The sequence below is a fragment of the Blastococcus sp. SYSU DS1021 genome, from assembly GCF_054050995.1.
Genome location: NZ_JBJHAL010000002.1, coordinates 220,186 through 243,028, shown reverse-complemented (window position 1 = coordinate 243,028; position 22,843 = coordinate 220,186). Strand labels below are relative to the sequence as shown.

The 22,843-nt window shown below is 74.3% G+C and carries 22 protein-coding genes; 5 read left to right on the top strand and 17 right to left on the bottom strand.

The genetic code is table 11. From position 1 onward, the window contains the following. Positions 1 to 35: 35 nt before the first annotated feature. The 5 genes from hemQ to hemE all read right to left on the bottom strand — a co-directional run bounded on the left by hemQ (position 36) and on the right by hemE (position 4,499). Positions 36 to 755, bottom strand: a complete 720-nt coding sequence (gene hemQ / locus ACI8AP_RS02710; protein ID WP_456587784.1) for a hydrogen peroxide-dependent heme synthase — start codon at positions 753 to 755, stop codon at positions 36 to 38. Between the two features lie 46 nt (positions 756 to 801). Then, positions 802 to 1,776 (bottom strand): hypothetical protein, encoded by a 975-nt coding sequence (locus ACI8AP_RS02705; RefSeq protein ID WP_456587783.1) that lies wholly within the window; start codon positions 1,774 to 1,776, stop codon positions 802 to 804. 43 nt (positions 1,777 to 1,819) lie between these two features. After that, the gene (locus tag ACI8AP_RS02700) at positions 1,820 to 2,005 is read right to left on the bottom strand and encodes a hypothetical protein (protein ID WP_456587782.1); all 186 of its coding nucleotides are present in this window, start codon (positions 2,003 to 2,005) and stop codon (positions 1,820 to 1,822) included. A gap of 74 nt (positions 2,006 to 2,079) precedes the next feature. After that, entirely contained in the window at positions 2,080 to 3,450 is a 1,371-nt protein-coding gene (hemG, locus tag ACI8AP_RS02695; RefSeq protein WP_456587781.1) for a protoporphyrinogen oxidase, read from the bottom strand. After that, positions 3,447 to 4,499 carry a uroporphyrinogen decarboxylase gene (gene hemE, locus ACI8AP_RS02690; protein WP_456587780.1) on the bottom strand — a complete coding sequence of 351 codons (1,053 nt, stop codon included), beginning with the start codon at positions 4,497 to 4,499 and terminating at the stop codon, positions 3,447 to 3,449. Before hemE ends, hemG begins: the two co-directional genes overlap by 4 nt. 104 nt (positions 4,500 to 4,603) lie before the next feature. On the opposite strand from hemE, the gene ACI8AP_RS02685 reads away from it, so the two are divergent. Both ACI8AP_RS02685 and ACI8AP_RS02680 read left to right on the top strand, forming a co-directional pair. Then, complete coding sequence (locus ACI8AP_RS02685; protein WP_456587779.1) at positions 4,604 to 5,236, top strand: DUF3000 domain-containing protein; 633 nt, start codon at positions 4,604 to 4,606, stop codon at positions 5,234 to 5,236. A gap of 257 nt (positions 5,237 to 5,493) precedes the next feature. Continuing rightward, positions 5,494 to 6,621 (top strand): HRDC domain-containing protein, encoded by a 1,128-nt coding sequence (locus ACI8AP_RS02680; protein WP_456587778.1) that lies wholly within the window; start codon positions 5,494 to 5,496, stop codon positions 6,619 to 6,621. A 208-nt stretch (positions 6,622 to 6,829) separates the two neighbouring features. On the opposite strand, the gene ACI8AP_RS02675 is transcribed toward ACI8AP_RS02680, so the two are convergent. From ACI8AP_RS02675 to ACI8AP_RS02665, 3 genes are all read right to left on the bottom strand, one after another. Next, complete coding sequence (locus tag ACI8AP_RS02675) at positions 6,830 to 8,116, bottom strand: sugar ABC transporter permease (RefSeq protein ID WP_456587777.1); 1,287 nt, start codon at positions 8,114 to 8,116, stop codon at positions 6,830 to 6,832. A 10-nt stretch (positions 8,117 to 8,126) separates the two neighbouring features. Then, positions 8,127 to 8,933: an ATP-binding cassette domain-containing protein gene (locus ACI8AP_RS02670; protein ID WP_456587776.1), complete on the bottom strand. Its 807-nt coding sequence runs from the start codon at positions 8,931 to 8,933 to the stop codon at positions 8,127 to 8,129. A 146-nt stretch (positions 8,934 to 9,079) separates the two neighbouring features. Beyond that, the gene (locus ACI8AP_RS02665; RefSeq protein ID WP_456587775.1) at positions 9,080 to 10,174 is read right to left on the bottom strand and encodes a sugar ABC transporter substrate-binding protein; all 1,095 of its coding nucleotides are present in this window, start codon (positions 10,172 to 10,174) and stop codon (positions 9,080 to 9,082) included. Positions 10,175 to 10,394: 220 nt separating this feature from the next. Here ACI8AP_RS02665 and ACI8AP_RS02660 point away from each other — a divergent pair, with 220 nt between their 5' ends. Further along, positions 10,395 to 11,600: a thiolase family protein gene (locus ACI8AP_RS02660; protein ID WP_456587774.1), complete on the top strand. Its 1,206-nt coding sequence runs from the start codon at positions 10,395 to 10,397 to the stop codon at positions 11,598 to 11,600. Continuing rightward, complete coding sequence (locus ACI8AP_RS02655; protein ID WP_456587773.1) at positions 11,597 to 13,702, top strand: 3-hydroxyacyl-CoA dehydrogenase NAD-binding domain-containing protein; 2,106 nt, start codon at positions 11,597 to 11,599, stop codon at positions 13,700 to 13,702. The genes ACI8AP_RS02660 and ACI8AP_RS02655 overlap by 4 nt, the downstream gene beginning before the upstream one ends. Before the next feature lie 116 nt (positions 13,703 to 13,818). Here ACI8AP_RS02655 and ACI8AP_RS02650 read toward each other — a convergent pair whose 3' ends face one another. After that, the gene (locus ACI8AP_RS02650; RefSeq protein WP_456587772.1) at positions 13,819 to 14,223 is read right to left on the bottom strand and encodes a VOC family protein; all 405 of its coding nucleotides are present in this window, start codon (positions 14,221 to 14,223) and stop codon (positions 13,819 to 13,821) included. A 78-nt stretch (positions 14,224 to 14,301) separates the two neighbouring features. Here ACI8AP_RS02650 and ACI8AP_RS02645 point away from each other — a divergent pair, with 78 nt between their 5' ends. Then, on the top strand, positions 14,302 to 14,892 hold the full coding sequence (locus ACI8AP_RS02645; RefSeq protein ID WP_456587771.1) for a TetR family transcriptional regulator: 591 nt from the start codon (positions 14,302 to 14,304) through the stop codon (positions 14,890 to 14,892). 111 nt (positions 14,893 to 15,003) lie between these two features. Here the strand turns inward: ACI8AP_RS02645 and ACI8AP_RS02640 are convergent, their stop codons facing one another. The 8 genes from ACI8AP_RS02640 to ACI8AP_RS02605 all read right to left on the bottom strand — a co-directional run bounded on the left by ACI8AP_RS02640 (position 15,004) and on the right by ACI8AP_RS02605 (position 22,798). Beyond that, entirely contained in the window at positions 15,004 to 15,678 is a 675-nt protein-coding gene (locus ACI8AP_RS02640) for a hypothetical protein (RefSeq protein ID WP_456587770.1), read from the bottom strand. Beyond that, positions 15,675 to 16,256, bottom strand: coding sequence for a SigE family RNA polymerase sigma factor (locus ACI8AP_RS02635; protein WP_456587769.1), 582 nt, complete (start codon positions 16,254 to 16,256; stop codon positions 15,675 to 15,677). Before ACI8AP_RS02635 ends, ACI8AP_RS02640 begins: the two co-directional genes overlap by 4 nt. 80 nt (positions 16,257 to 16,336) lie before the next feature. Then, positions 16,337 to 16,621, bottom strand: coding sequence for a thiamine-binding protein (locus ACI8AP_RS02630; protein WP_456587768.1), 285 nt, complete (start codon positions 16,619 to 16,621; stop codon positions 16,337 to 16,339). Continuing rightward, entirely contained in the window at positions 16,618 to 18,537 is a 1,920-nt protein-coding gene (gene dxs / locus ACI8AP_RS02625; RefSeq protein WP_456587767.1) for a 1-deoxy-D-xylulose-5-phosphate synthase, read from the bottom strand. Before dxs ends, ACI8AP_RS02630 begins: the two co-directional genes overlap by 4 nt. Positions 18,538 to 18,644: 107 nt before the next feature. Then, positions 18,645 to 19,013, bottom strand: coding sequence for a hypothetical protein (locus ACI8AP_RS02620; RefSeq protein WP_456587766.1), 369 nt, complete (start codon positions 19,011 to 19,013; stop codon positions 18,645 to 18,647). Between the two features lie 87 nt (positions 19,014 to 19,100). Beyond that, a complete protein-coding gene (locus ACI8AP_RS02615; RefSeq protein WP_456587765.1) occupies positions 19,101 to 19,331 on the bottom strand; it encodes a DUF4177 domain-containing protein in 231 nt (76 codons plus the stop codon). Between the two features lie 67 nt (positions 19,332 to 19,398). Further along, positions 19,399 to 20,760 (bottom strand): class I SAM-dependent RNA methyltransferase, encoded by a 1,362-nt coding sequence (locus tag ACI8AP_RS02610; RefSeq protein ID WP_456587764.1) that lies wholly within the window; start codon positions 20,758 to 20,760, stop codon positions 19,399 to 19,401. After that, positions 20,753 to 22,798, bottom strand: coding sequence for an APC family permease (locus ACI8AP_RS02605; RefSeq protein WP_456587763.1), 2,046 nt, complete (start codon positions 22,796 to 22,798; stop codon positions 20,753 to 20,755). Before ACI8AP_RS02605 ends, ACI8AP_RS02610 begins: the two co-directional genes overlap by 8 nt. Positions 22,799 to 22,843: the final 45 nt, after the last annotated feature.

Here is a 22,843-nt window from a genome sequence, read left to right as displayed (position 1 = left end):
GCCTCCGGCCCCCGCGACGCCGACCGCCGGGCTCACTACGCGAGGTCGCGGACCAGCTCGGCGACCGGCTTGCGGGTGCCGGTGTAGAACGGCACCTCCTCGCGCACGTGCCGCCGGGCGCGGCTGGCCCGCAGGTCGCGCATCAGGTCGACGATGCGGTGCAGCTCGTCGGCCTCGAAGGCGAGCATCCACTCGTAGTCGCCCAGCCCGAACGAGGCCACCGTGTTGGCCCGCACGTCGGGGTAGGGGCGGGCCTGCATGCCGTGCTCCTTCAGCATGTCCCGCCGCTCCTCGTCGGGCAGCAGGTACCACTCGTAGGACCGCACGAACGGGTAGACGCAGACGAACCGCCGCGGCTCCTCGTCGGCCAGGAAGGCCGGGATGTGGCTGCGGTTGAACTCCGCCGGCCGGTGCAGCGCCATCTGCGACCACACCGGCTCCAGGCGCCGGCCCAGGGCGGTGCGGCGCAGGCGGGTGTAGGCGTCCTGCAGCGCCTCGGCCGACGAGGAGTGCCACCAGACCATGAGGTCGGCGTCGGCCCGCAGCCCGCTCACGTCGTAGGTGCCGCGGACGACGACGTCCTTGCCGGCCAGCTCCTCGACCAGCGCGGTGGCCTCGTCGGCGGCGGCGGACCGCTGCTCGTCGCCGAAGGGCTGCGCCAGCCGGAACACCGACCACATCGTGTACCGGATGGTGGCGTTGAGCTCGTTGGCCCGCTTGCCGGTGCTCCGCTCGTCCACCTGCTGCTCGCTCATGCCCCCATCTTCCTCCGCGCCGCGGACGACGCGAGGACCGGGCGGCTCAGGTGCTCGGGATCACCGACAGGTGCCGGCGGGTGCGTCCCGGCAGGCAGGCGAGCGCGGCCAGCGCCAGCGCGACGCCGTCCTCGACCAAGGCCGCCTGGGTGTCGGGCATCCGCTCCGCCGCCCACCGCCGCCAGGCCAGGCCGCCGAACGAGCCGGCCAGCGTGCCGGCGGCCCCCGCCACCACGGGGAGGGCGCCGTTCGCCAGCTCCCGCGCCGCCAGTCGCCACGCGCCCTCGGCACCGGCGAACAGCCGCGGCACCAGCGCCGCCGGCTCCGTGCGCGGCGGGATGCCCGACTGCTTGTCGGCGACCACCTCGACCAGCACCCCGGCCGCCGCGAAGGCCTTCTTCGCGCTGGACATCCGGCCGACGGCCCCGCGGCTGGCCGGAGCGGTCAGCACCGGCGCCGCGAAGCCGAGCGAGCTGCGGCTCCCGGCGGCCAGCCCGAGCACCGCCGCACGCAGGACCAGGCCCGGCCTTGCCGGGGCGCGCGGAGCCGTCCGCTCGCTCGGGGTGGGCACCGCCTCCAGCACCGCCTGCACCGCGCTGCCGTACGCGAGGTGCGGAACCGCGTCGGCCATCCAGTCCGCACCCGACCAGGTACGCGGATCGCCCACGCCCAGGGCGGCCACCGCGCCGTCGGTGACCGCCGCCGACGCCGCCCCGGCCAGCGCCGCTCCGACCGGGGCGGAGAACCGCACCCCCAGGGACCGGGCGGTGCTGGCCAGGACACCCACGCCCAGGCCGTTCACGGTGCCGGCGAGCGCGCCGAGCGCGGTCCGCCGGGCGTCGCGGGCGGCGCCGCGGCCGGGGATCTCCCGTCCCGCCCGTGCGGCGACGGCATCGACCAAGCGCTCGGGCACCGTGCTCGCCGGGCGCCCGCGCGCAGCCATGTCGAGGTAGTTGACGGCGTCGAGGACGACGGTGCCCAGAGCACCGGCCGCCAGGCCACGGACGAAGGTGCCGGTCATGCTCCGACCCTGTGCTGCGACGGCGGCCCCGGCAACCGGAGGCTCAGCCGGTGGCCTCCTCCGCGGTCGCGGCACCGCGCCGGGGAGCGGGCGTGCGCGCGCCGGGTGTGCGGTGGGCGGGTGTGCGGTGGGCGTCGCGGCAGTCGGGGCAGGCGGCCATCCACACGTGGTGGCGCAGGCAGCGGACGGGGGTGACGGGGAACTGGTCGTGGCGGTGGATCGTGCTCACCGGACTTCCAACGCCGCGGCGGCACCGGTGATGCCCCGGTCGGCCGTGGTCCGCACCACGGGCGGGCCGGGGCATCAGGTCAGCGCGTCGAGTGCCCGGTGGGCGTCGCGGATGCACGCGGGGATGCCAACCCCGCCGAACGCGGCCCCTGCGATGCCCAGTCCCGGGACCTCCGCGACGGCCGCGCGGGCGGCGTCCACGCGCGCCTGGTGCCCGACCAGGTACTGCGGCAGGCCACCGCCCCAGCGGACGACGGCGGTCTCCAGCGGCTCCGGGCGGGAGAGCCCCAGCAGGTCGGCGACGTCGGCCACCACCGCGGCGGCCAGGTCGTCGTCGCCACGCTGCAGTTCGCCCTCGTCGCGGAACCGGCCCACCGACGAGCGCACCAGGAGCACGTCCCCGCCCAGGTGCGGCCACTTGGCCGAGGAGACCGTGACGCCCTTGACCAGCCGCCCGGTGACCGGCGGCACGAGCAGCCCGCTGCCGGCGTCGACGGGCTGCGCGGGGAAGGCCATGGCGACCACGGCCATCGAGGCGTACGGGATGCCCAGCAGCGGCTGCACCGCCCCGGGGGCGACGTCGGCGAGCAGCCGGGCCGCCTTGCCGGCGGGAGCGGTCACCAGCACGGCGTCGGCGCGCAGCACCTCCGGCGCACCCGCCGGGCCGACCGACACCTCGAACCCCGCGGGCGTCCGCCGGATCCCGTGCGCGGGGGTGCGCAGCCGGACGTCGGCCCGGGCCGCTGCCACCAGCGCCGCGGGCAGCGCGCCGATGCCCTCGTCGACCGTCTGGAACACGGGGCCGTCGGCGTCGCCCCGGCTCCGGTTCCCCGCCTCCCGGGCGGCCGCGGCCGCGGCCAGCACCGACTCCGCGCCCGGCAGGTGGGCGAACAGCGCCGGCATGGTCGCCTGCAGGGAGAGCTCGTCGGCCCGGCCGGCGTAGACACCGCCCAGCAGCGGCTCGACCAGCCGGTCGACCACCTCGTCGCCGAGCCGCTCGCGCAGCAGCCCGCCGACCGCGACGTCGCCGTCCACGGCGAGCGGCGGCAGCTCCACCTCGGCCCGCACCCGGGCGACGCCCGCGGGCGAGAGGATGCCGTCGAGCCCGTCCGCCGACGCCGGCACGCCGAGCACGGTGCCGGCCGGGAGCGGGAAGCGGCCGTCGGGCAGCACGACCGACGCCTGGGTGGTGGCCGGCGCGACGAGCCGGTCCCCCAGCCCGAGGGCCTCGACCAGGCCGATCGCCTCGGGCACGCGGGCCAGCATCGCCTCGGGCCCGGTGTCGTACCAGTGCCCGGCCAGCTCGATGCGGTGCAGCTTCCCGCCGATCCGGTCACCGGCCTCGAGCACGACGATCTCGTCGTCGGGACGCCGGCGGCGCCACTCGAAGGCTGCGGCCAGCCCGGTGATGCCGGCCCCCACGACGACGAGCCGGGACCGGGTCATCGCGTGGTCAGCTCGTGGACGAGCTCGACGACGTGGGTGAGCACGTCCGGGTCGGTCTCGGGCAGCACCCCGTGCCCGAGGTTGAAGATGTGGCCGCGGGCGGCCTCCGCCTGCCGCACGACCCGGCGCACCTCCCGGTCGACCGTCGCCCGGTCGGCCAGCAGGACCGCGGGGTCCAGGTTGCCCTGCAGGGAGCGGTCGGGGCCCACGCGCCGCGCGGCCTCGTCCAGCGGCACCCGCCAGTCGACCCCCACGACGTCGGCCCCGGCCTCGCCGATGAGCGGCAGCAGCTCCCCGGTGCCCACCCCGAAGTGGATCCGGGGGACGTCCCGCTCCCCCAGCCCGTCGAACGCCGCGCGCGAGTGCGGCAGCACCCGCTCGGCGTAGTCGGCGGCCGACAGCACGCCGGCCCAGGAGTCGAAGAGCTGCACCGCCGACGCCCCGGCGTCCACCTGGGCGCGCAGGAAGGTCGCCGCCGACGCCGAGAGCCGCTGCAGCAACCGGCTCCACGCCTCCGGCTCCGCGTACATGAACGCCTTCGTGCGGGCGTGCTCCTTGGAGGGACCGCCCTCGATCAGGTAGGTGGCCAGGGTGAACGGCGCCCCGGCGAAGCCGATGAGCGGCGTGGGACCGAGCTCCGCGACCAGCGAGCGCACCGCCGTCTGGAGGAAGCCGAGCTGCTCGGGCGCCAGGTCGGGCAGCGCGTCGACGTCGGCGACGGTGCGCACCGGGTCGGCGACCACCGGCCCGATGCCCGGCTTGATCTCGATGTCCACACCGGCGACGACCAGCGGCAGCACGATGTCGGAGAAGAGGATGGCGGCGTCCACCCCGTGCCGGCGGACCGGCTGCAGGGTGATCTCGGTGACCAGGTCGGGATCCTGGCAGGCCGCCAGCATCGCCGTGCCGGCGCGCAGGGCCCGGTACTCCGGCAGCGAGCGCCCGGCCTGGCGCATGAACCAGACGGGCGTGCGGCTCACCGGGAGGCCGCGAGCGGCACGGACGAGGTCGGAATCGGCCGGGGACGCCGACGCGGGAGCGGGACTCACGACCGCCGATCCTCCCAGACGGCCGGGCGGCACCGGTCCGCCGCGTCCTGCGGGCCTGCGGCGCGTCGGCGCCGCCGCGCCGCCTCCGGGCCTACTCTGCGGACGTGGAGCCGCGCAACCGGGCCGAGGCCGGGGACGGGAGCCGGGACGACGCCGTCCCGGCCGCCTTCCGCGCCGCCCTGGAGTCGCTGGCCGTGGTGCGCGTCCGCCCGGAGATCGAACTGGGCCGCATCCCCGCCCCGCAGCGGCTGGCCCCCTTCGCCTACGCGATCGGTGCCCGGGTGCCCGACCCCGACGCCGGGGACGACGAGGACGACCTGGAGATCGCCAGCGCGCGGTTCATCGTGCTGTTCGACCCGGAGGGCCACGAGGCGTGGCACGGCACCACGCGCTGCGTCGGCTACCTCTCCGCCGCCACCGACGAGCAGCTGGTCGACGACGCGATGTTCTCCGAGGTGGCGTGGAGCTGGCTCACCGACGCGCTGTCGGACTCCGGCGCGGCGCACCACACCGTCGGCGGCACCGTCACCCGCACCGCCTCGACCCGGTTCGGCGAGCTGGCCGGGCCCGAGCACTCCGTCGACGTCGAGATCCGCGCCTCCTGGACGGCCGACGGCGCTGACCTGGACCGGCACCTGCTGGCCTGGCTGGAGGTGCTCGGCAACGCCGCCGGGCTCCCGCCGCCCGGTGTCCGGCTACTGGGTCCCTCCGACCGGGTCGGTAGCGAGACTCTCTAACATCGGTGCGGCACAGCGGCGCGGAGCCCGTTGCGCCGGTGCTCCTCCCCAGGATCGGCGCGGTCGGCCGCGGTGGACCCCGGCCCGGGCGCCGGTGACCGACAGACGAGGAGCGGCAAGAAGGTGGACGGCAACTGAGCACCGAGCCCACCCCCCAGCCACCGGAGGACCCGGCGGCCGCTGCGGCCCCCGAACCGACCCCGCTGCTGGCCCCCCGCGACGGGCTGCCGCCGGTCATCGAGACCTCCACCCAGCTGGTGGAGTACGCCGAAGCGCTGCGCGCGGGTCGCGGCCCCGTCGCCGTCGACGCCGAGCGGGCCTCCGGCTACCGCTACGGGCAGCGGGCCTACCTGGTGCAGCTGCGCCGCGACGGGTCGGGCACCGGCCTGCTCGACCCGATCCCCCTGCCCGACCTGTCGGTGCTGCAGGAGGCGATCGCCGACGCCGAGTGGGTGCTGCACGCGGCGAACCAGGACCTGCCCTGCCTGGCCGAGATCGGTCTGGTCCCCGCCCGGATCTTCGACACCGAGCTGGCTGCCCGCCTCGCGGGACTGCCCCGGGTCGGGCTCGGCGCCGTGGTCGAGTCGCTGCTCGGCTTCTCGCTGCAGAAGGGGCACTCCGCCGCCGACTGGAGCACCCGCCCGCTCCCCGAGGAGTGGCTGGTCTACGCCGCGCTCGACGTGGAGGTGCTGGTCGACCTGCGGGACGCGCTGGCCGCCATCCTCGAGGAGCAGGGCAAGACCGAGTGGGCGCGGCAGGAGTTCGAGGCGATCCTCGCCGCCGGCCCGCCGGCGCCCCGGCAGGACCCGTGGCGCCGCACCTCGGGCGTGCACGGCCTGCGCAGCCGGCGCCAGCTCGGCATGCTCAAGGCCATCTGGGAGGCGCGCGACGAGCTGGCCCGCAAGCGGGACGTCGCGCCCGGCCGGGTGCTGCCCGACTCGGCGATGGTCGCCGCCGTCCAGGCCGACCCGAAGAACGAGGGCGCCCTGCTGGAGCTGCCGGTGTTCCGCGGCCGGGCCAACCGCCGGCTGGTGGCGCACTGGTACAACGCGCTGGCCCGCGGCAAGGCGCTGCCGGAGGACGAGCTGCCGCCGCACAGCAGGCCCGGTGACGGGCCACCGCCGGTGAACCGGTGGGCCGACCGCGATCCGGCGGCCGCCGCCCGGCTGCAGGTGGTCCGCGCAGGGCTCGCCGAGCTGTCGGAGAAGCATGCCGTGCCGGTGGAGAACATCCTCTCCCCCGACCTGGTGCGCCGGCTGATGTGGAGCCCGCCGGAGCCTCGGGAGCCCGGCGCCGTGGCGGATGCGCTGCGGGCCGGCGGCGCCCGCGAGTGGCAGATCGAGCTCACCCGCGACCTGCTCGCCGACGCGATCACCCGCGCCTGACACCCCCGGGCACAGGAAGCTCTACGTGCGGATCGGCGTCCCCATCCGCACGTGAAGCTTCCTGTGCCTGTGCTGCCTGGGCCCAGGCCTGCGCCGGGTCCCCAGGGGGCGGACGACGACGCCGGCGCCGCCCGCGGGGTGCGGACGACGCCGGCGCCGGCGTGGTCACCTGCCGCCCGCCGGCGCTGAGCACGGCGGGCGGCAGGGGTCATCGTCGGGCCGTGGCGGCCCGTCGGCGGGCGAGCGCGTCGACGCCCGCGGCGAGCAGGAGCACCCCGCCGGTGATGATGAAGTTGAGGTACGCGGCCACCCCCAGCAGCCCGAGCCCGTTGGCGATGATCGCGATGACGAGCCCACCCAGGACGGCGTCCCGGGCCCGGCCACGCCCACCGAAGAGGCTGGTGCCACCGATCACCGCGGCCCCCACCGCGTAGAGCAGGGTGTTGCCGGCACCGGCGTCCGGGGTGACCGAGCTGAGCCGGGAGACGGCGAAGATGCCGCTGAGCGCCGCCAGGCTGGAGGACAGGACGAAGACGCTCACCCGGATGCGGGTGACGTTGATACCCGCGCGCCGCGCCGCCTCCGCGTTCCCCCCGACCGCGTAGATGTGCCGGCCGTAGCTGGTGCGGCTCAGCACGAAGGTGAGCAGCAGCAGGAGCACGATGACGATCGGCACCGCGTAGGGGATGCCCTGCAGGTCGATCGCGGCGGCCAGCGCCCGGTCGACGCTGAGGATCGCCGTCGCCGCCAGCACGACCGCCGAGATGACCGCGACGCGGAGCAGGACGACGACCAGCGACTGGTGCGCCAGCCCCCGCGCCCGCTGGCTGCGCCACCGCCACAGCTCGGCGACGGCGTAGACGACCACGACCCCGATCGCCAGCACCCAGCCCCACACGACCGGGAGGTTCTGGTTGATCAGGCCGACGATGACCTCGTCCCGGACGGGCACGGTCCCACCCTGGCCGATCAGCCAGAGGGTGACGCCCTGCCAGCCCAGGAACAGCGCCAGGGTGACCACGAAGGAGGGGATCCCGACGATGCCGACGAGGCTGCCGGTGAACAGCCCGATGAGCGCGCCGACCGCGACCGCGGCCAGCACGGCGACGTACCAGGCCACGTCCGCCTGCACCAGCAGCTGGGCGAGGACGGCGGCGCAGACACCGCTCACGACGCCGGCGGAGAGGTCGATCTCCCCCAGCAGCAGGACGAAGACCAGGCCCATCGCCAGCACCGTGATCGGGACGGCCTGGGTGAGCAGGTTGGCCAGGTTGATCGGTGTCAGGAACGTGTCCGGCCGCAGCACGGTGAACAGGACTCCCAGGACGACGATGCCCAGGATGGCCGGCAGCGCGCCGAGGTCACCGGCCCGCAGCTTGTTCACGTAGCCGCGGACGGCGCCGCCCAGGGAGTTGTCCTGCCGGTCGCCCTCGAAGCCGGCGGCCGGCTTGTGCGGCCCGCTCGCCTCCGCGGCGGTCAGGGTGTTGCTCGACATGGAAGTCCTCTCAGTCCTCGAGCGCGTCCGGCGCGAGCCCCAGCTCGCCGGAGCGGCCAGAGGTGATCAGCTCGATGACCTGGGTGCGGTCGACCTCGGAGATGGGGACGTCCGCGGCGACCCGACCCAGGTACAGGGCGGCGACCCGGTCGGCGACCTCGAACACGTCGACCATGTTGTGGGTGATGAACACGACGGCGTGGCCGGTGTCGGCGAGGCGGCGGACCAGGTCGAGCACCTGACGGGTCTGCGCGACGCCGAGCGCGGCGGTGGGCTCGTCCAGGATGACCAGCTTGGACTCCCAGAGGACGGCCTTGGCGATGGCGACCGTCTGCCGCTGCCCACCGGAGAGGCTGGACACCAGCTGGCGCACCGACTTCAGCGTGCGCACCGACAGCTTGGTGAGCGTGTCCCGCGCGGCCTCCTCCATCGAGGCCTCGTCCAGGACGATGCCACGCTTGCGCTCCCGGCCGAGGAACATGTTCTGGACGACGTCGAGGTTGTCGGCCAGCGCGAGGTCCTGGTAGACGACCTCGATGCCCAGGCGCGCCGCGTCGCGCGGGCCGTGCAGCTGCACCGGCCGACCCTCGAACTCGACGGTGCCGGAGTCGATCGGGTGGATGCCGGCGATCGACTTGATCAGCGTGCTCTTGCCCGCGCCGTTGTCACCGACGAGCGCGGTGACCTTGCCGGGGTAGACGTCGAGGTGGACGTCGTGCAGGACCTGGACGGCCCCGAAGCTCTTGTTGACCCCGCGCAGGCTGAGCGTGGGATGCTCCGAGGTCGTGGTGGTCGGGCTCTGTTCGAGTGCGGACACCGATGCGTCCTTCCGCAGGGGGCCGGCCCGTCGGGGGCCGGAGGGAGACAGTCTGGTGCCCTGGGGTCCGCGGGTGGCCGGGGACCCGCAGGGCGGGCGGCAGACGGCCGGGGCGCCCGACTGGTGGGCGCCCCGGCCGGACCGGCTCAGGAGATGCCGAGCTCCTCGCAGGCAGCCGCGTACTCGCCCGTGCAGACGTCCTCGGCCGACTGGTAGCCGTCCTCGATGACCTGGTTCACGTTGTCCCGGAAGATGGAGACCGGCTCGAGCAGCACCGCCGGCACCTCGCGCTCACCCTCGGGGTCCTCGACCGAGCCGTCGACCTCGGGCTCCTCGCCGTTGACGAGGGCGACCGCGAGCTCGGCCAGGGCGTTGGCCTCCTCCTCGATCGGCTTGTAGACGGTCATGCACTGGCGCCCGGCGAGGATGTTCTGCAGCCCCTCGACCGTCGCGTCCTGACCGGTCACCGGCACCTGCCCGGCGACGTTGTTGCGGGCCAGGATCGACACGACCGCGTTGGCCAGGCCGTCGTTGGCGGCCAGCACGCCCTGGATGTCACCGCCGGCCTGGGTGTACATCTGCTCGAAGATGGTGGCGGCCTGCTGGTTGTCCCAGTCCGGCACGGCCTGCTCGGCCACGACGGTGTACTGGTCCATCGGGTCGAGGACCTCGTGCGCCCCCTGCGAGAAGAGGGTGGCGTTGTTGTCGTCGGGCGAGCCGTTGAGGAAGGCGATGTTCGCCGGCTCGTCGCCCAGGCACTGGGCCAGGCCCTCGCCCTGCAGGCGACCGACCTGCACGTTGTCGAAGGAGACGTAGTAGTCGCTCTCCCCGCCGAGGGTCAGCCGGTCGTAGTCGATGGTCTGCACGCCCTGGCTCTCGGCCTGGCGCTGGATGGCCGCACCGGAGGCCGAGTCGAGGTTCGTGATCGCCAGGACGGTGACGCCCTCGGTGATCATCTGCTCGGCGATGGTGTTCATCCGCTGGGCGTCGCCCTGCGCGTTCTGGATGTCGTACTCGACGCCGGCCTCGTCGAAGGCGGCCTCCAGGAGCGGGCGGTCCGCGGACTCCCAGCGGGCGGAGGACGCGGTGTCGGGGAGGATGACACCGATCTTGCCGGCGGCGTCACCGCCGTTGCCGCCACCGCTGCCGCCATTGCCGCCGCTGTCGTCGCCACCACACGCGGCCAGCCCGAAGACCAGGGCCGCAGCGATCGCCGTCGTCACCGTGCGCCGTCGCGCCATGAGAGGGACCTCTATTTCGTTGGGGTTGCAGAGAAATTCCGGCGGGTCATCTTGCGCAGCTGTCGGTTGTGACCGCAAGCACACCCCAGAGCCGTTGCCGGACCGTGATCCGGAACCCCCTCGATCGGGTTCGTGCCGCGCTTGGACCTCCGGTTACCGGCGGGTAACTTCTAGCCGGACGGTCCCTGCCGGGCCCGCTACGAACTCCTGCGGAGGTCCCATGTCCCGCTCGCTGCGTGAGGTCGTCTTCGTCGACGGCGTGCGCACCCCCTTCGGCAAGGCCGGTCCGAAGGGCATCTACGCCGAGACGCGCGCCGACGACCTCGTCGTGCGGTGCATCCGCGAGCTGCTGCGCCGCAACCCGGCGCTGCCGGCCGACCGGGTCGACGAGGTGGCCATCGCCGCCACCACCCAGATCGGCGACCAGGGCCTGACCCTCGGCCGCACGGCCGCGCTGCTGGCCGGGCTGCCGAAGACGGTCCCCGGCTACTCGATCGACCGCATGTGCGCCGGCGCGATGACCGCGGTGACCACCACCGCGTCCGGCATCGCCTTCGGCGCCTACGACGTCGCCATCGCCGGCGGCGTCGAGCACATGGGCAACCACCCCATGGGCGAGGGCGTGGACCCGAACCCGCGGATCGTGAGCGAGAAGCTGGTCGACCCCTCCGCGCTGGTCATGGGCTCCACCGCCGAGAACCTGCACGACCGGTTCCCGCACCTGACCAAGGAGCGCGCCGACGCGTTCGCGCTGGCCAGCCAGCAGAAGTACGCCAAGGCCGTCGCCAACGGGCAGATCGGCCCGGAGCTGGTGACCGTGGCGACCCGCTCGGCCGAGCACGGCTGGGGCGTCGCCACCGTCGACGAGCCGCCGCGGCCGCAGACCACCCTCGAGGGTCTGGGCACGCTCAAGACGCCGTTCCGCCCGCACGGGCACGTGACCGCCGGCAACGCCGCCGGTCTCAACGACGGCGCCACCGGCTGCCTGCTCGCGGCCGAGGACGTCGCCCAGGAGCTGGGCCTCGACATCGGCATGCGCCTGGTCGGCTACGGCTTCGCCGGCGTCGAGCCCGAGGTCATGGGCATCGGCCCGGTGCCCTCGACCGAGAAGGCGCTGGCCCGCACCGGCCTCTCCATCTCCGACATCGGCCTGTTCGAGCTGAACGAGGCCTTCGCCATCCAGGTGCTGGCGTTCCTCGACCACTTCGGCATCGCCGACGACGACGAGCGCGTCAACCCGTGGGGTGGCGCGATCGCCGTCGGCCACCCGCTGGCGTCCTCCGGCGTCCGCCTCATGACCCAACTGTCCCGCCAGTTCGCCGAGCGGCCCGACGTCCGCTACGGGCTGACCGCCATGTGCGTCGGCCTCGGCATGGGCGCCACCGTGATCTGGGAGAACCCGAACTGGGAGGGGTTCCAGAAGTGACGAACGCCGTCTTCGAGAACGAGGTCGTGACGCGCGCCCTGGTGCGGTTCGTGACCCACCCGGGCCTGGCCGGGGAGATCGCGCTGATCACCCTGGACAACGGGCACGACCACACCCGCCCCTCCACCTTCGGCCCGGGCGGCCTCGCGTCCCTGGACGCCGCGCTGGACGAGGTCGCGGCGCACACGCCGGCCCCGGCGGCGATCGCCGTCACCGGGAAGCCGTTCATCTTCGCCGTCGGCGCCGACCTCTCCGGCGTCCCGTCGGTGACCGACGAGGCGACGGCACGGCAGATCGCCGAGACCGGCCACCGGGTGTTCCGGCGGCTCAAGGACTCGACGATCCCGACGTTCGCGTTCGTCAACGGCGTGGCGCTGGGCGGCGGGCTGGAGCTGGCGCTGCACTGCCACTACCGGACGATCAGCGGCACGGCCGCGGTCGCCTTCCCCGAGGCGTTCCTCGGGCTGGTGCCCGGCTGGGGCGGCACCCAGCTGCTGCCGAACCTGATCGGCATCGACGCCGCCGTCACCGTCATCGTCGAGAACGCCCTGGCGCAGAACAAGATGACGCCGGCGCCGAAGGCCGCGAAGCTGGGCATCGCCGACGCCCTGTTCGAGCCGGCCGACTTCCTGGAGCGGTCGATCGAGTGGGCCGTCGGCGTGCTCGACGGCTCGGTGGCGGTCTCCCGGCCCGAGATCGACCGCTCGGCCTGGGACGACGCGATCACCCGCGCCCGCGGCATCGTGGCGGCCCGCACCCGCAACGCCTCCCCCGGCGCCGTCCGCACCGTCGAGCTGCTCGACCTGGCCCGGGCCGGTGTCGAGGGCGAGGCCTTCACCGCCGGCACCGCCGCCGAGGACGACGCACTCACCGAGCTGCTGATGAGCGACCCGCTGCGGGCCTCGCTCTACTCGTTCGACCTGGTGAACAAGCGGGCCAAGCGGCCGGCCGGCGCGCCGGACAAGTCGCTGGCCCGGAAGGTCACCAAGGTCGGCGTCGTGGGCGCCGGGCTGATGGCCTCGCAGCTGGCGATGCTCTTCGTGCGCCAGCTGAAGGTGCCGGTGGTGCTCACCGACATCGACCAGGCGCGCGTGGACAAGGGCGTGGCCTACGTGCACGGCGAGCTGGACAAGCTGGCCCAGCGGGGGCGGCTGAGCTCCGACAAGCTCAACCAGCTCAAGGGCCTGGTCACCGGCTCGCTGTCCAAGGACGTCTTCGCCGACGCCGACCTCGTCATCGAGGCGGTCTTCGAGGAGATGTCGGTGAAGCAGCAGGTGTTCGCCGAGGTCGAGGCGATCGTGTCCGAGACCTGCGTGCTGGCGACCAACACCTCGGCGCTGTCGGTGACCGAGATGGCCGCCAAGCTCGAGCACCCCGAGCGCGTGGTCGGCCTGCACTTCTTCAACCCGGTCGCCGTCCTCCCGCTCCTGGAGGTCGTGCGCGCCGAGCAGACCGACGACGCCTCGCTGGCCACCGCCTTCGCCGTCGGCAGGTCGCTGAAGAAGAGCTGCGTGCTGGTGGCCGACGCCCCGGCGTTCGTCGTCAACCGGCTGCTCACCCGGTTCCTGGGCGAGGTCACCTCGGCCGTGGAGCAGGGGACGCCGGTCGAGGTGGCGGAGCGGGCGCTCGACCCGCTGGGCCTGCCCATGACGCCGTTCGAGCTGCTCTCGCTCGTCGGCCCCGCGGTCGCGCTGCACGTCGCCGAGCGCATGCACGAGGCCTTCCCGGACCGGTTCGCCGTCGGCGAGGGGCTCAAGCGCGTCGTCGAGCTCGGCAAGTCGAGCGTCTTCGTCGAGCCGGGCGTCGTCGACCCGGAGCTGGCGGACGCCTTCGCCGGCGACCAGCCGCTCACCGCGGAGCAGGTGCACGACCGCGCGGTCGAGGCGCTGGCGCAGGAGATCCGGCTGATGCTGGACGAGGGCGTCGTGCAGGCGGTGCAGGACATCGACCTCTGCATGATCCTCGGTGCGGGGTGGCCGTTCTGGCTGGGCGGCATCTCGGCCTACCTGGACCGCACAGACGTCTCGGAGAAGGTCACCGGCTCGCGGTTCCTCCCCCAGGGCGTCGCCTCCCTCCCGCGTGATGATGATCAGGTGACCTGATCGTTACGGGTCCTGGCTCACGGTCAGCGCTGAGCCAGGACCCCACACGGTGAGCCAGGACGCACGGCCCCGCACGTCGACGACGACGCGCGGGGCCGTTCGTCGTCCCCCACCGCTCAGCGGTAGCTGTCGACGTACTCCCCCGAGGGCGGGATCACCGTGATGACGTCGACCAGCACGCCCTCCGGGCCCGCGAGCACGAAGTGCCGCTGCCCGAACGCCTCGGTGCGCAGCGGCAGCACCGCGGTGAGCCCGGCGTCGAGGACGAGCCGGCGGTACTCGGCGTCCACGTCGTCGACCTCGACGTTGACCAGCACCCCGGTGGCGGCTGCCCCGCGGTGGGATGCCGGCACGGTCGGGTGGTCGGGATCGAGCACGGCGAGCTCCCAGCGCTCCCGGCGGAGGCTGACGTACCAGTCGGACTCGAACGTCGGCTCGAAGCCGAGGTGCTGCCGGAAGAACCCGGCGGTCGCCTCGACGTCGTGGCTCATCAGCACGGGGTACACGCTCGTCACGGACATGACGGCTCCTTACGTACAGTCTGTCGGTAAGTGTCGCCGACGTTATACCTGCACGCTGTACGTATACAAGGAGGTCCGGTGCCACGACGCAGCCGGGAGGAGAGCGAGGCCACCGCCGCACGCGTGCTGGAGGCGGCCACCGAGCTGTTCGCCCGTGACGGGTACGCCCGGGTGGCCCTCGAGGCGGTCGCCGCGGCGGCCGGGGTCACGCGGGGCGCCGTCTACCACCACTACGCGGGCAAGGCCGAGCTGTTCCGCGCCGTGGTCGGCGGCGTCCAGTTGCGGGTGGCCGATGCGGTCGCAGCCGCAGCCGAGGCGGAGACCGACCCGTGGCGCGGGCTCGAGGCGGGCTGCCGGGCGTTCCTCGCGGCGAGCTCCGCGCCGGGGATGCGGCGGATCGTGCTCGTCGACGCGCCCGCCGTCCTCGGCTGGCAGGAGTGGCGGACGGCGGACGCCGCCGGGTCGGGGCGGCTGCTGGCCGAGGCGCTCACCCAGCTGCACGACGCCGGCCGGCTCGGGGACCGTCCGGTTGGCGCCACCGCAGCCCTGCTGTCGGGGGCGATGAACGAGGCCGCGCTGTGGATCGCGGCGGAGCCGGACACGGCCGCGGCGATCGAGGAGGCCTGGGCGCCCCTGTGCGACATGCTCCGCGCCCTGCGCCGCGACTGAACCGGCACCCGCCCGCCGTGCTGCGACGCCCGGGGTGGGACGCCCGTGCCCGGTCCCGTACCGCTCGGCGCGCCGGGACCGACCGCGCAGCCCCCTCCGGTCAGGAGCGGCTCACCCGACGCCGCGCACGGCCTCCTCGGTGATGTGAACCCCCTCGGCGAAGCGGGCGGCCTGCTCCGGCGACCAGCCCAGCGCCCGCGGGACCTGGACGGCGACCGGCTGGCCGGTCACCGGGTCGACGTAGTGCAGCAGGTGCTCGACGCCGATGTCGACGGCTCCCGGCGAGTCCGGATCGACACCGCCGTCCACGACCACGCCGTCGGTCGTCCCGACACGGACCGGCACTCCCCCGGACGGGGCGGGAGCGTGCGTCGAGCGCAGCAGCACGGTCAGCTTTCCCGCGTACTGCGCCGGGTCGGTGTTCTCCGCGTCGGCCGGCGCGATGGTGAGCGCGTGCTCGGTGACCCCCTGCACGACCCACCCCTGCGGCACCGCGTCCACCACGAAGCCGGCCGGCTGGACACCGGTGTAGTCGACCAGCGCGATCCCGGCCGTCGCGATCCGGGGCGGCTCGTCCGGCGGCGCGGACGGCGGCACCGCACCGCCGCCCAGCAGAGCGGCGCCGGCCAGCGCGCCGGCCGCGAGCAGCCCGGCGACGCCGGAACGCCGGACCCGCCGACGGGCCAGCGCACGACGACCGCGGGCGAGGTCGGCCCGCACGGTCTCGGGTCGCACGGTGGTGTCGACCGAGGCGGCGGCCTCGCGGAGCAGCGCGGAGAGGTTCACCGGTTCCTCCCGCAGGTCGAGGCGGTGCGGTTGTCGTCGACGGGTACCGGACCCGCCCGATCGGGTGTGGCATCCGGCACCGGGGCCGCACCCAGCGCGCGACGCAGGTGCTCCAGCGCGCGCGCGGTCTGGCTCTTCACCGTGCCCTGCGAGCAGTTCAGGACGTCCGCGGTCTCCGCGACGCTGAGCTCGTGCAGGTAGCGGAAGACGACGGCGGCCCGCATCCGCGGCGGGAGCTCGGCCAGCGCCGCCCCCACGCGGCCCAGCCGGTCGTCGGTCTCGGTGTGCGCGTGGTCGGCCGGCACGTCGGGGAGCTCTCCGTGGGAGCGCTCGCGTCGCCGCCACGGGCGTCGTGACTCGTCGACCAGGGTGTTGACGAGGATGCGTCGCGCGTAGGCCAGGCGGGCCTGGGGCGCGCGGACCCCGTGCCAGGCCAGGTAGAGCCGGGTGAGGGCGATCTGCACGAGGTCCTCGGCGAGATGGGTGTCCCCCGCGGCCAGCATGGTCGCGGTCCGCAGCAGGTCACCGCGGTGGCGGACCACGAAGTCGTGGAACGCCTCGTCCCGAGCCGTCCTCACGGCATGTCCGTTCCGTGCATGACTTGAAGACGGAACCGGCGTCGCGGAGGTTGCATGACCGCCGGCCCCGCCGGACGGACTCAGCGGAACTTGGCGGTCAGGCTCTCCATCGTGCGGTTCACCGACGCGACCTTGATGTGCGAGAGCCCACCGGCGGCGCCGGCCGCGAGCATCGCCTCGTGCGCGGCCCGCAGCGTCGCCCACACCTCGTCGGCCTCGCCCTCGAGGGTCGTGCCGAGCGCCCCGACCTCGTAGCGCAGCCCCGACGCCTGGATGACGGCGATCGCCGCCTCCACGTGGGCGTGCGGGTCCTCCGCGGTGCCGGGCGGCGACGGCGCCACCTGGATCTCGGCGACGACGGTCATCGCCGGCCCTCCTCGACCGACTCGACGACGTGCTCGTCGCGGGACTCGGCGAGCCGGGCCGTCCACTCGGCTATCCGGCGGGCGACGTCCTGCTCGGTCAGCCCCGCGTCGGCCAGCACCTGGCCACGGCTGCCGTGCTCGAAGAACTGCTGCGGCAGGCCGAGGGTGCGCACCGGCACGTCGACGTCGCGGTCCTGCAGCGCCTGGGAGAGCGTGGTCCCCACCCCCCCGGCGCGGCCGCCGTCCTCGACGGTGACGACCAGGCGGGAGCCGGCGGCGAGCTCGAGCAGCTCTTCGGAGACCGGCAGCACCCACCGCGGGTCGACGACGGTCACCTCGATGCCGTGGTCGGCAGCGCGCTCGGCGACCGCCAGGCACATCGGCACCATGGAACCGACGGCGACCAGCAGCACGTCCCGCCGCTCGCCACGGCGCAGCACGTCGACCGGCCCGCGCCGCTCGACCGCCGGGATGTCCGGCGGCAGGGAGCCCTTCGGGAACCGCACGACCGACGGCCCGTCGGAGACCTCCACCGCCTCGCGCAGCTCCTCGCGCAGGGTGGCCTCGTCGCGCGGCGCGGCCAGCCGCAGCCCCGGGACGACCGAGAGGATCGACATGTCCCACATGCCGTTGTGCGAGGCGCCGTCCTCACCGGTCACCCCGGCGCGGTCGAGCACCACCGTCACCGGCTGGCGGTGCAGCGCGACGTCCATGAGCAGCTGGTCGAACGCCCGGTTGAGGAAGGTGGAGTAGACCGCGACCACCGGGTGCATCCCGGCCATCGCCAGCCCGGCGGCGGAGGTGAGCGCGTGCTGCTCGGCGATGCCGACGTCGAAGGTGCGCTCGGGGAACCGCTCGGCGAACGGCGCCAGCCCCGTCGGGTGCAGCATCGCTGCCGTGATGGCGACGACGTCGGGACGCTCGGCGCCGACCCGCACCAGCTCGTCGGCGAAGGCGTCGGTCCAGGCCAGGCCCGTCTTGCGGACGCTCGCGCCGCTGTCGGGGTCGAAGACGCCGGTGGCGTGCCAGGCGTCGATCTGGTCGGTCTCGGCCGGCGGGTAGCCGAAGCCCTTGGTGGTGACGGCGTGCACGATCACCGGGCCGCCGAACGAGCGGGCCCGCCGCAGCGCGGACTCCATCATCTCGACGTCGTGACCGTCGACCGGGCCGACGTACTTCATGCCGAGGTCCTCGAACATGCCCTGCGGTGACAGGACGTCCTTGAGGCCCTTCTTGATCGCGTGCAGCGCGTCGTAGAGCTTGGTGCCGACGACGGGGGCCCGGTGCAGCGCCTGCCGGACGGCGGCGAGCGCCTCCTCGTACCCGGGGCGCAGCCGCAGGGTGGCCAGCGCGTCGGCGACCCCGCCGATCGTGGGCGAGTAGGAGCGCCCGTTGTCGTTGACCACGATGACGACCGGGCGGTCCTGGGCCGCGGCGATGTTGTTCAGCGCCTCCCAGGCCATGCCTCCGGTCAGCGCGCCGTCCCCGATCACCGCGACGACGGGGCGGGAGTCACCGCGGATGGCGAAGGCCTTGGCCAGGCCGTCGGCGTAGGACAGCGACGTCGAGGCGTGGCTGTTCTCCACCCAGTCGTGCTCGCTCTCGGCGCGGCTGGGGTATCCGGAGAGCCCACCTCGCTGGCGCAGTCGCTCGAAGCCCTCGACCCGGCCGGTCAGCATCTTGTGCACGTAGGACTGGTGGCCGGTGTCGAAGACGATCGGCTCGCGCGGGGAGTCGAACACCCGGTGCAGGGCGATCGTGAGCTCGACGCACCCGAGGTTCGGGCCGAGGTGACCCCCGGTCCTGGCCACGCTGGTGACCAGGGCGTCACGGACCTCCGCCGCGAGGGCGGGCAGCTGCTCGGGGGGAAGGACCCGAAGGTCCTCCGGACCCCGCAGCGATCGCAGGAGCGGCACGGTGCGGCGGTGTCCTCTCGGTCGGGCGGAGGCTGCTGAGCAGCCGCCGACCCACTGTAGCTGCGCTTCACGGGTACTTCCGGTCGAGCGGGTGCTGCGGATGCAGCTCACAGCCGGGGAACCCACCGTTCACCCCGCAGCGCACCGCCGACGACCTCCACCCCGCGGGCGGCGGCGGCCAGCCGGGCGCCCTCCCGTTCGTAGGCCCCCATCGCCGCCTCGATGGCCTCGGGCGGGAGCTGGTCGGCCAGCTCGACGCGCAGCGTGCGCCAGCCGGCGCGCGCGGCCTCCAGGCCGGCCGCGACGTGGTCCCCGGCGAACCGGGCGAGCAGCACCGGGTACCGGCGGAGCACCTCGTGCGCGCGGTAGTCCGGCGGGACGAGGTCGAACAGCCAGGCGACGGCGGTGCGCTCCCAGTCCGGCGCGCCGGGTGGGCGCACCTCCTCCGGCCAGCCCGGCGGCAGCGTCCTGTCCACGGCGCCAGTCTGCCGCACCGGTCGAACATCCGTTCGACGGCGTGCCGGTGCCTGGGTGCCCGCGTCAGCCGGCGGGCGGCGCCGTCGTCAGGAGCCGACCTGCCGCTTGAGCCAGAACTGCTCGAACCCCCAGGTACCGGCACCGCTGGAGTGGTAGCTGACGAGCTCCCACCCCTCGGCACCGAGCTTGTTGAGCACCGAGCTGGTGTCGCCCTGCTGCCGTTCCGACTGACCGCCGGGGAGCTTGACGCTCACTCCGGCCCGCTGCGACTCGGCGTCGTTCGCGGTGATGACCGAGGCGTATTCCCACGTGGGCACAGGGAGACGGTATCCAATGGGCATCCGGCGGGTGACGGCAGCAGGACGGGAGGCGGTTCCGTCGCGGTCACCGGCCGGCCGGCACCAGCAGCGCCACGCACTCCACGTGGGCGGTCATCGGGAAGGCGTCGAACCCGCGCAGCGCGGCCAGCCGGTAGCCGGCCTCCCCGAACGCCGCGACGTCCCGGCCCAGCGCGGCCGGGTCGCAGGCCACGTAGACGACGGCGCGGGCCCCGCTGCCGGCCAGCAGCCGGCTCACCGCCGTCCCGGCACCGGCGCGGGGCGGGTCCAGGACGACGACGTCGGGCGCGGCGCCGAGCTCGGCGAGCAGGCCCCCCAGCCCGTCGGCGTCCACCTCGCCCTGCCACACCTCGGCCTGCGGGAGCGCGGCCAGGTTGGCGTCGGCCGCGGCGCAGGCGCCCGGGTCCTGCTCCACGCACACCACCCGGCCCTGCTCGCCGACGGCGGGGGCGAGAGCACCGCCGAAGAGGCCCGCGCCGGCGTAGAGGTCGAGGACGAGCTCCCCCGGAGCCGCCGCGGCGAACTCCGTCACCGCCGCGACGAGCGCGTCGGCCGCGGCCGGGTGCACCTGCCAGAAGCCGGTGCCCTCGACCTCCCAGTCGCGCCCGCCCGCCCGCCGCTCGGCGCGGCCGGCCGGCTCCGCGGGCAGTTCCTCCCCCGCCCGCAGCACCTCGGTGGCCTGCACCCGGCCCCGGCGATCCAGCCGCGCGGTGGTCACCGTGCCCGCCGAGTCGACCGAGACGTCGACGGCGCCCGCCCCCGGCCAGCGCCGTCCGAGGACCGCCCGCGCCGCCGGCTCCACGGTGATCGGGCAGTCGTCGAGGGGCACCACGTCGTGCGACCGGTGCCGCCGCAGGCCGGGCGCGCCGCCGTGGTCGACGGCGAAGCGGGCCCGCGAGCGCCACCGCAGGGCGCCACCGGGCAGCTCCTCGACGGCGAGGCCGGCCACCACGGGGTCCTCGGGGTCGAGCCTGCCAAGCCGGACCAGCTGCTCCCGCACCACCGCGGCCTTGAGCCGGTGCTGCTCGGCCGGCTCCACGTGCTGCCAGTCGCAGCCGCCGCACTTCCCGGGGCCGCTGTACGGGCAGGGGCGCTCGACCCGCCCCGGTGCCGCCACCAGCACCTCGACGGCATCGGCGCGGCAGAAGCCGGGGTGCCGGTCCTCGGTCACCCGCACCCGCACCCGCTCGCCCGGCAGGGTGTGCCGGACGAACACCACCCGGCCCTCGTGCCGGGCGACGCAGTGCCCGCCGTGCGCGACCGGACCGACCTCGACCTCGAACTCCCGCCCGGTCCATCCCAGGCCCTTGGGAGCGTCGGGCGCCTTGGCCGCGGAGCGCCTACGGCCCCGCTGCAGGGCCCCGCCCCGAGCCTGCGAGGGGTGAGGAGAACGGGGTCCTTCATCCATACGGGGTCACGTCCATCTCGTCGTCGGTGTAGCCCCGCCGGAGGTCACCGGGCGCGGGCCCGCCGCGCCGCCCGTCGGCGTCGTCGTCGTGCCCGGCGGTGCTCTCCAGCTGCCACGGCACCGTGGTGATCATGACCCCCGGCTGGAACTGCAGCCGGGCGCGCAGCCGCAGCGCGCTCTGGTTGTGCAGGATGTTCTCCCACCAGTGGCCGACGACGTACTGCGGCACGAAGACCACCACGAGCTCGCGCGGGCTGTCCCGCCGGATGCTCTTGACGTAGTCGAGCACCGGGCGGGTGATCTCCCGGTACGGCGACTCCAGCACGGTCAGCGGCACCGGGATGTCGTAGCGCTGCCAGTCGGCCTGCAGCGCCCAGGTCTCGGCGTCGTCGACGTTGACCGTCAGCGCGGTGAGCGCGTCGGGACGGGTGGCCCGGGCGAAGGCCAGCGCGCGCAACGTCGGCTTGTGCACCCTGGAGACGAGGACGACGGCGTGCACCTTGCTCGGCAGCGTGCGGGCGTCGGTGTCGGGTTCCAGCTGCTGCGACACGTTCGAGTAGTGCCGGTTGATGGCTCTCATCAGGAGGAACAGCACCGGCATGGCCAGCAGCACCAGCCAGGCGCCGCGGGTGAACTTGGTGACCACGATGATCAGCAGCACGACGGTGGTGAGCGACCCGCCGACGAAGTTGATCGCCTGGGAACGGCGCATGCGCCGGCGGGTGACGGGGTCGTCCTCCGCGCGCAGCTCCCGGTTCCAGTGCCGCACCATCCCCCACTGGCCGATGGTGAAGCTGGTGAACACCCCGATGATGTAGAGCTGGATCAGCCGGGTCACGTCGGCCTCGAAGACGACGATCAGCAGCCCGGCGAAGCCGGCCAGCAGCAGGATGCCGTTGCTGTACACCAGCTTGTCGCCGCGGGTGTGCAGCTGCCGGGGCAGGAAGCGGTCCTGGGCCAGCACCGATCCCAGCAGCGGGAAGCCGTTGAACGCGGTGTTGGCGGCCAGGATGAGGATGAGCGCGGTGGCGGCCTGGATGTAGTAGAAGCCGACCGAGGTGTCGCCGCCGAAGGTCGCCGCGGCCAGCTGGGCGATGACCGTGCGCTGCGGCTCGGTCTCGCAGGCGGTGAAGCCCACCAGGTCGCAGGGGAACTCGGTGTACTTGACGTCGCCGAGCAGGGCCAGCGCGGTGACCCCGGCGAACATGAAGGCGGCCAGCCCGCCCATGAGCGCGAGCGTCGTGGCGGCGTTGCGGCTCTTCGGCGGCCGGAACGCCGGAACGCCGTTGGCGATCGCCTCGACCCCGGTCAGCGCGGTGCAGCCGGAGGCGAAGGCGCGGAGCGCGAAGAACACCAGCGCCAGCCCCGCCACCTGCTCGTAACCGGGTTCCGGGGTGATCGAGTACTGGGCGCTCTCGGCGACGACCGGGTTGTCGGTGAAGAAGTCCCGGATCAGGCCGGTGACGATCATGATCATGATCCCGGCCACGAACATGTACGTCGGCAGCGCGAAGGTCCGGCCCGACTCGCGCAGCCCGCGCAGGTTCGCCGCCGCGAGGATCGCCACCAGGCCCAGCGCGATGGCCACGCGGTGCTCGTTGAGCGCGGGGAAGGCGGAGATGATGTTGTCGGTGCCGGCCGAGACCGACACCGCCACGGTGAGCACGTAGTCGACCAGCAGCGCGCTGGCCACGACGAGGCCGGCGAACTGGCCGTGGTTCTTCATCGCGACCTCGTAGTCGCCGCCACCGGAGGGGTAGGCGCGCACCACCTGCCGGTAGGAGAGCACCACCGTGATCAGCAGGAGCACGACGAGCAGCGCGAGCCAGGGGGCCAGGTAGAGGAACGCCGTGCCCGCCAGGGTCAGCACGATCAGGATCTCCTGGGTGGCGTAGGCCACGGAGGAGAGCGGGTCGCTGGCGAAGATGGGCAGCGCGAGCCGCTTGGGCAGCAGGGACTCCCCCGCCCGGTCGCTGCGCACGGGGCGGCCGAGGACGAGGCGTTTCGGGAGTTGTCCGAGGTCGGACAGGCTTGGCACGGCGCGATGGTACGGACGTGCGGGAGGCCCGCGGGCGTGACTCGG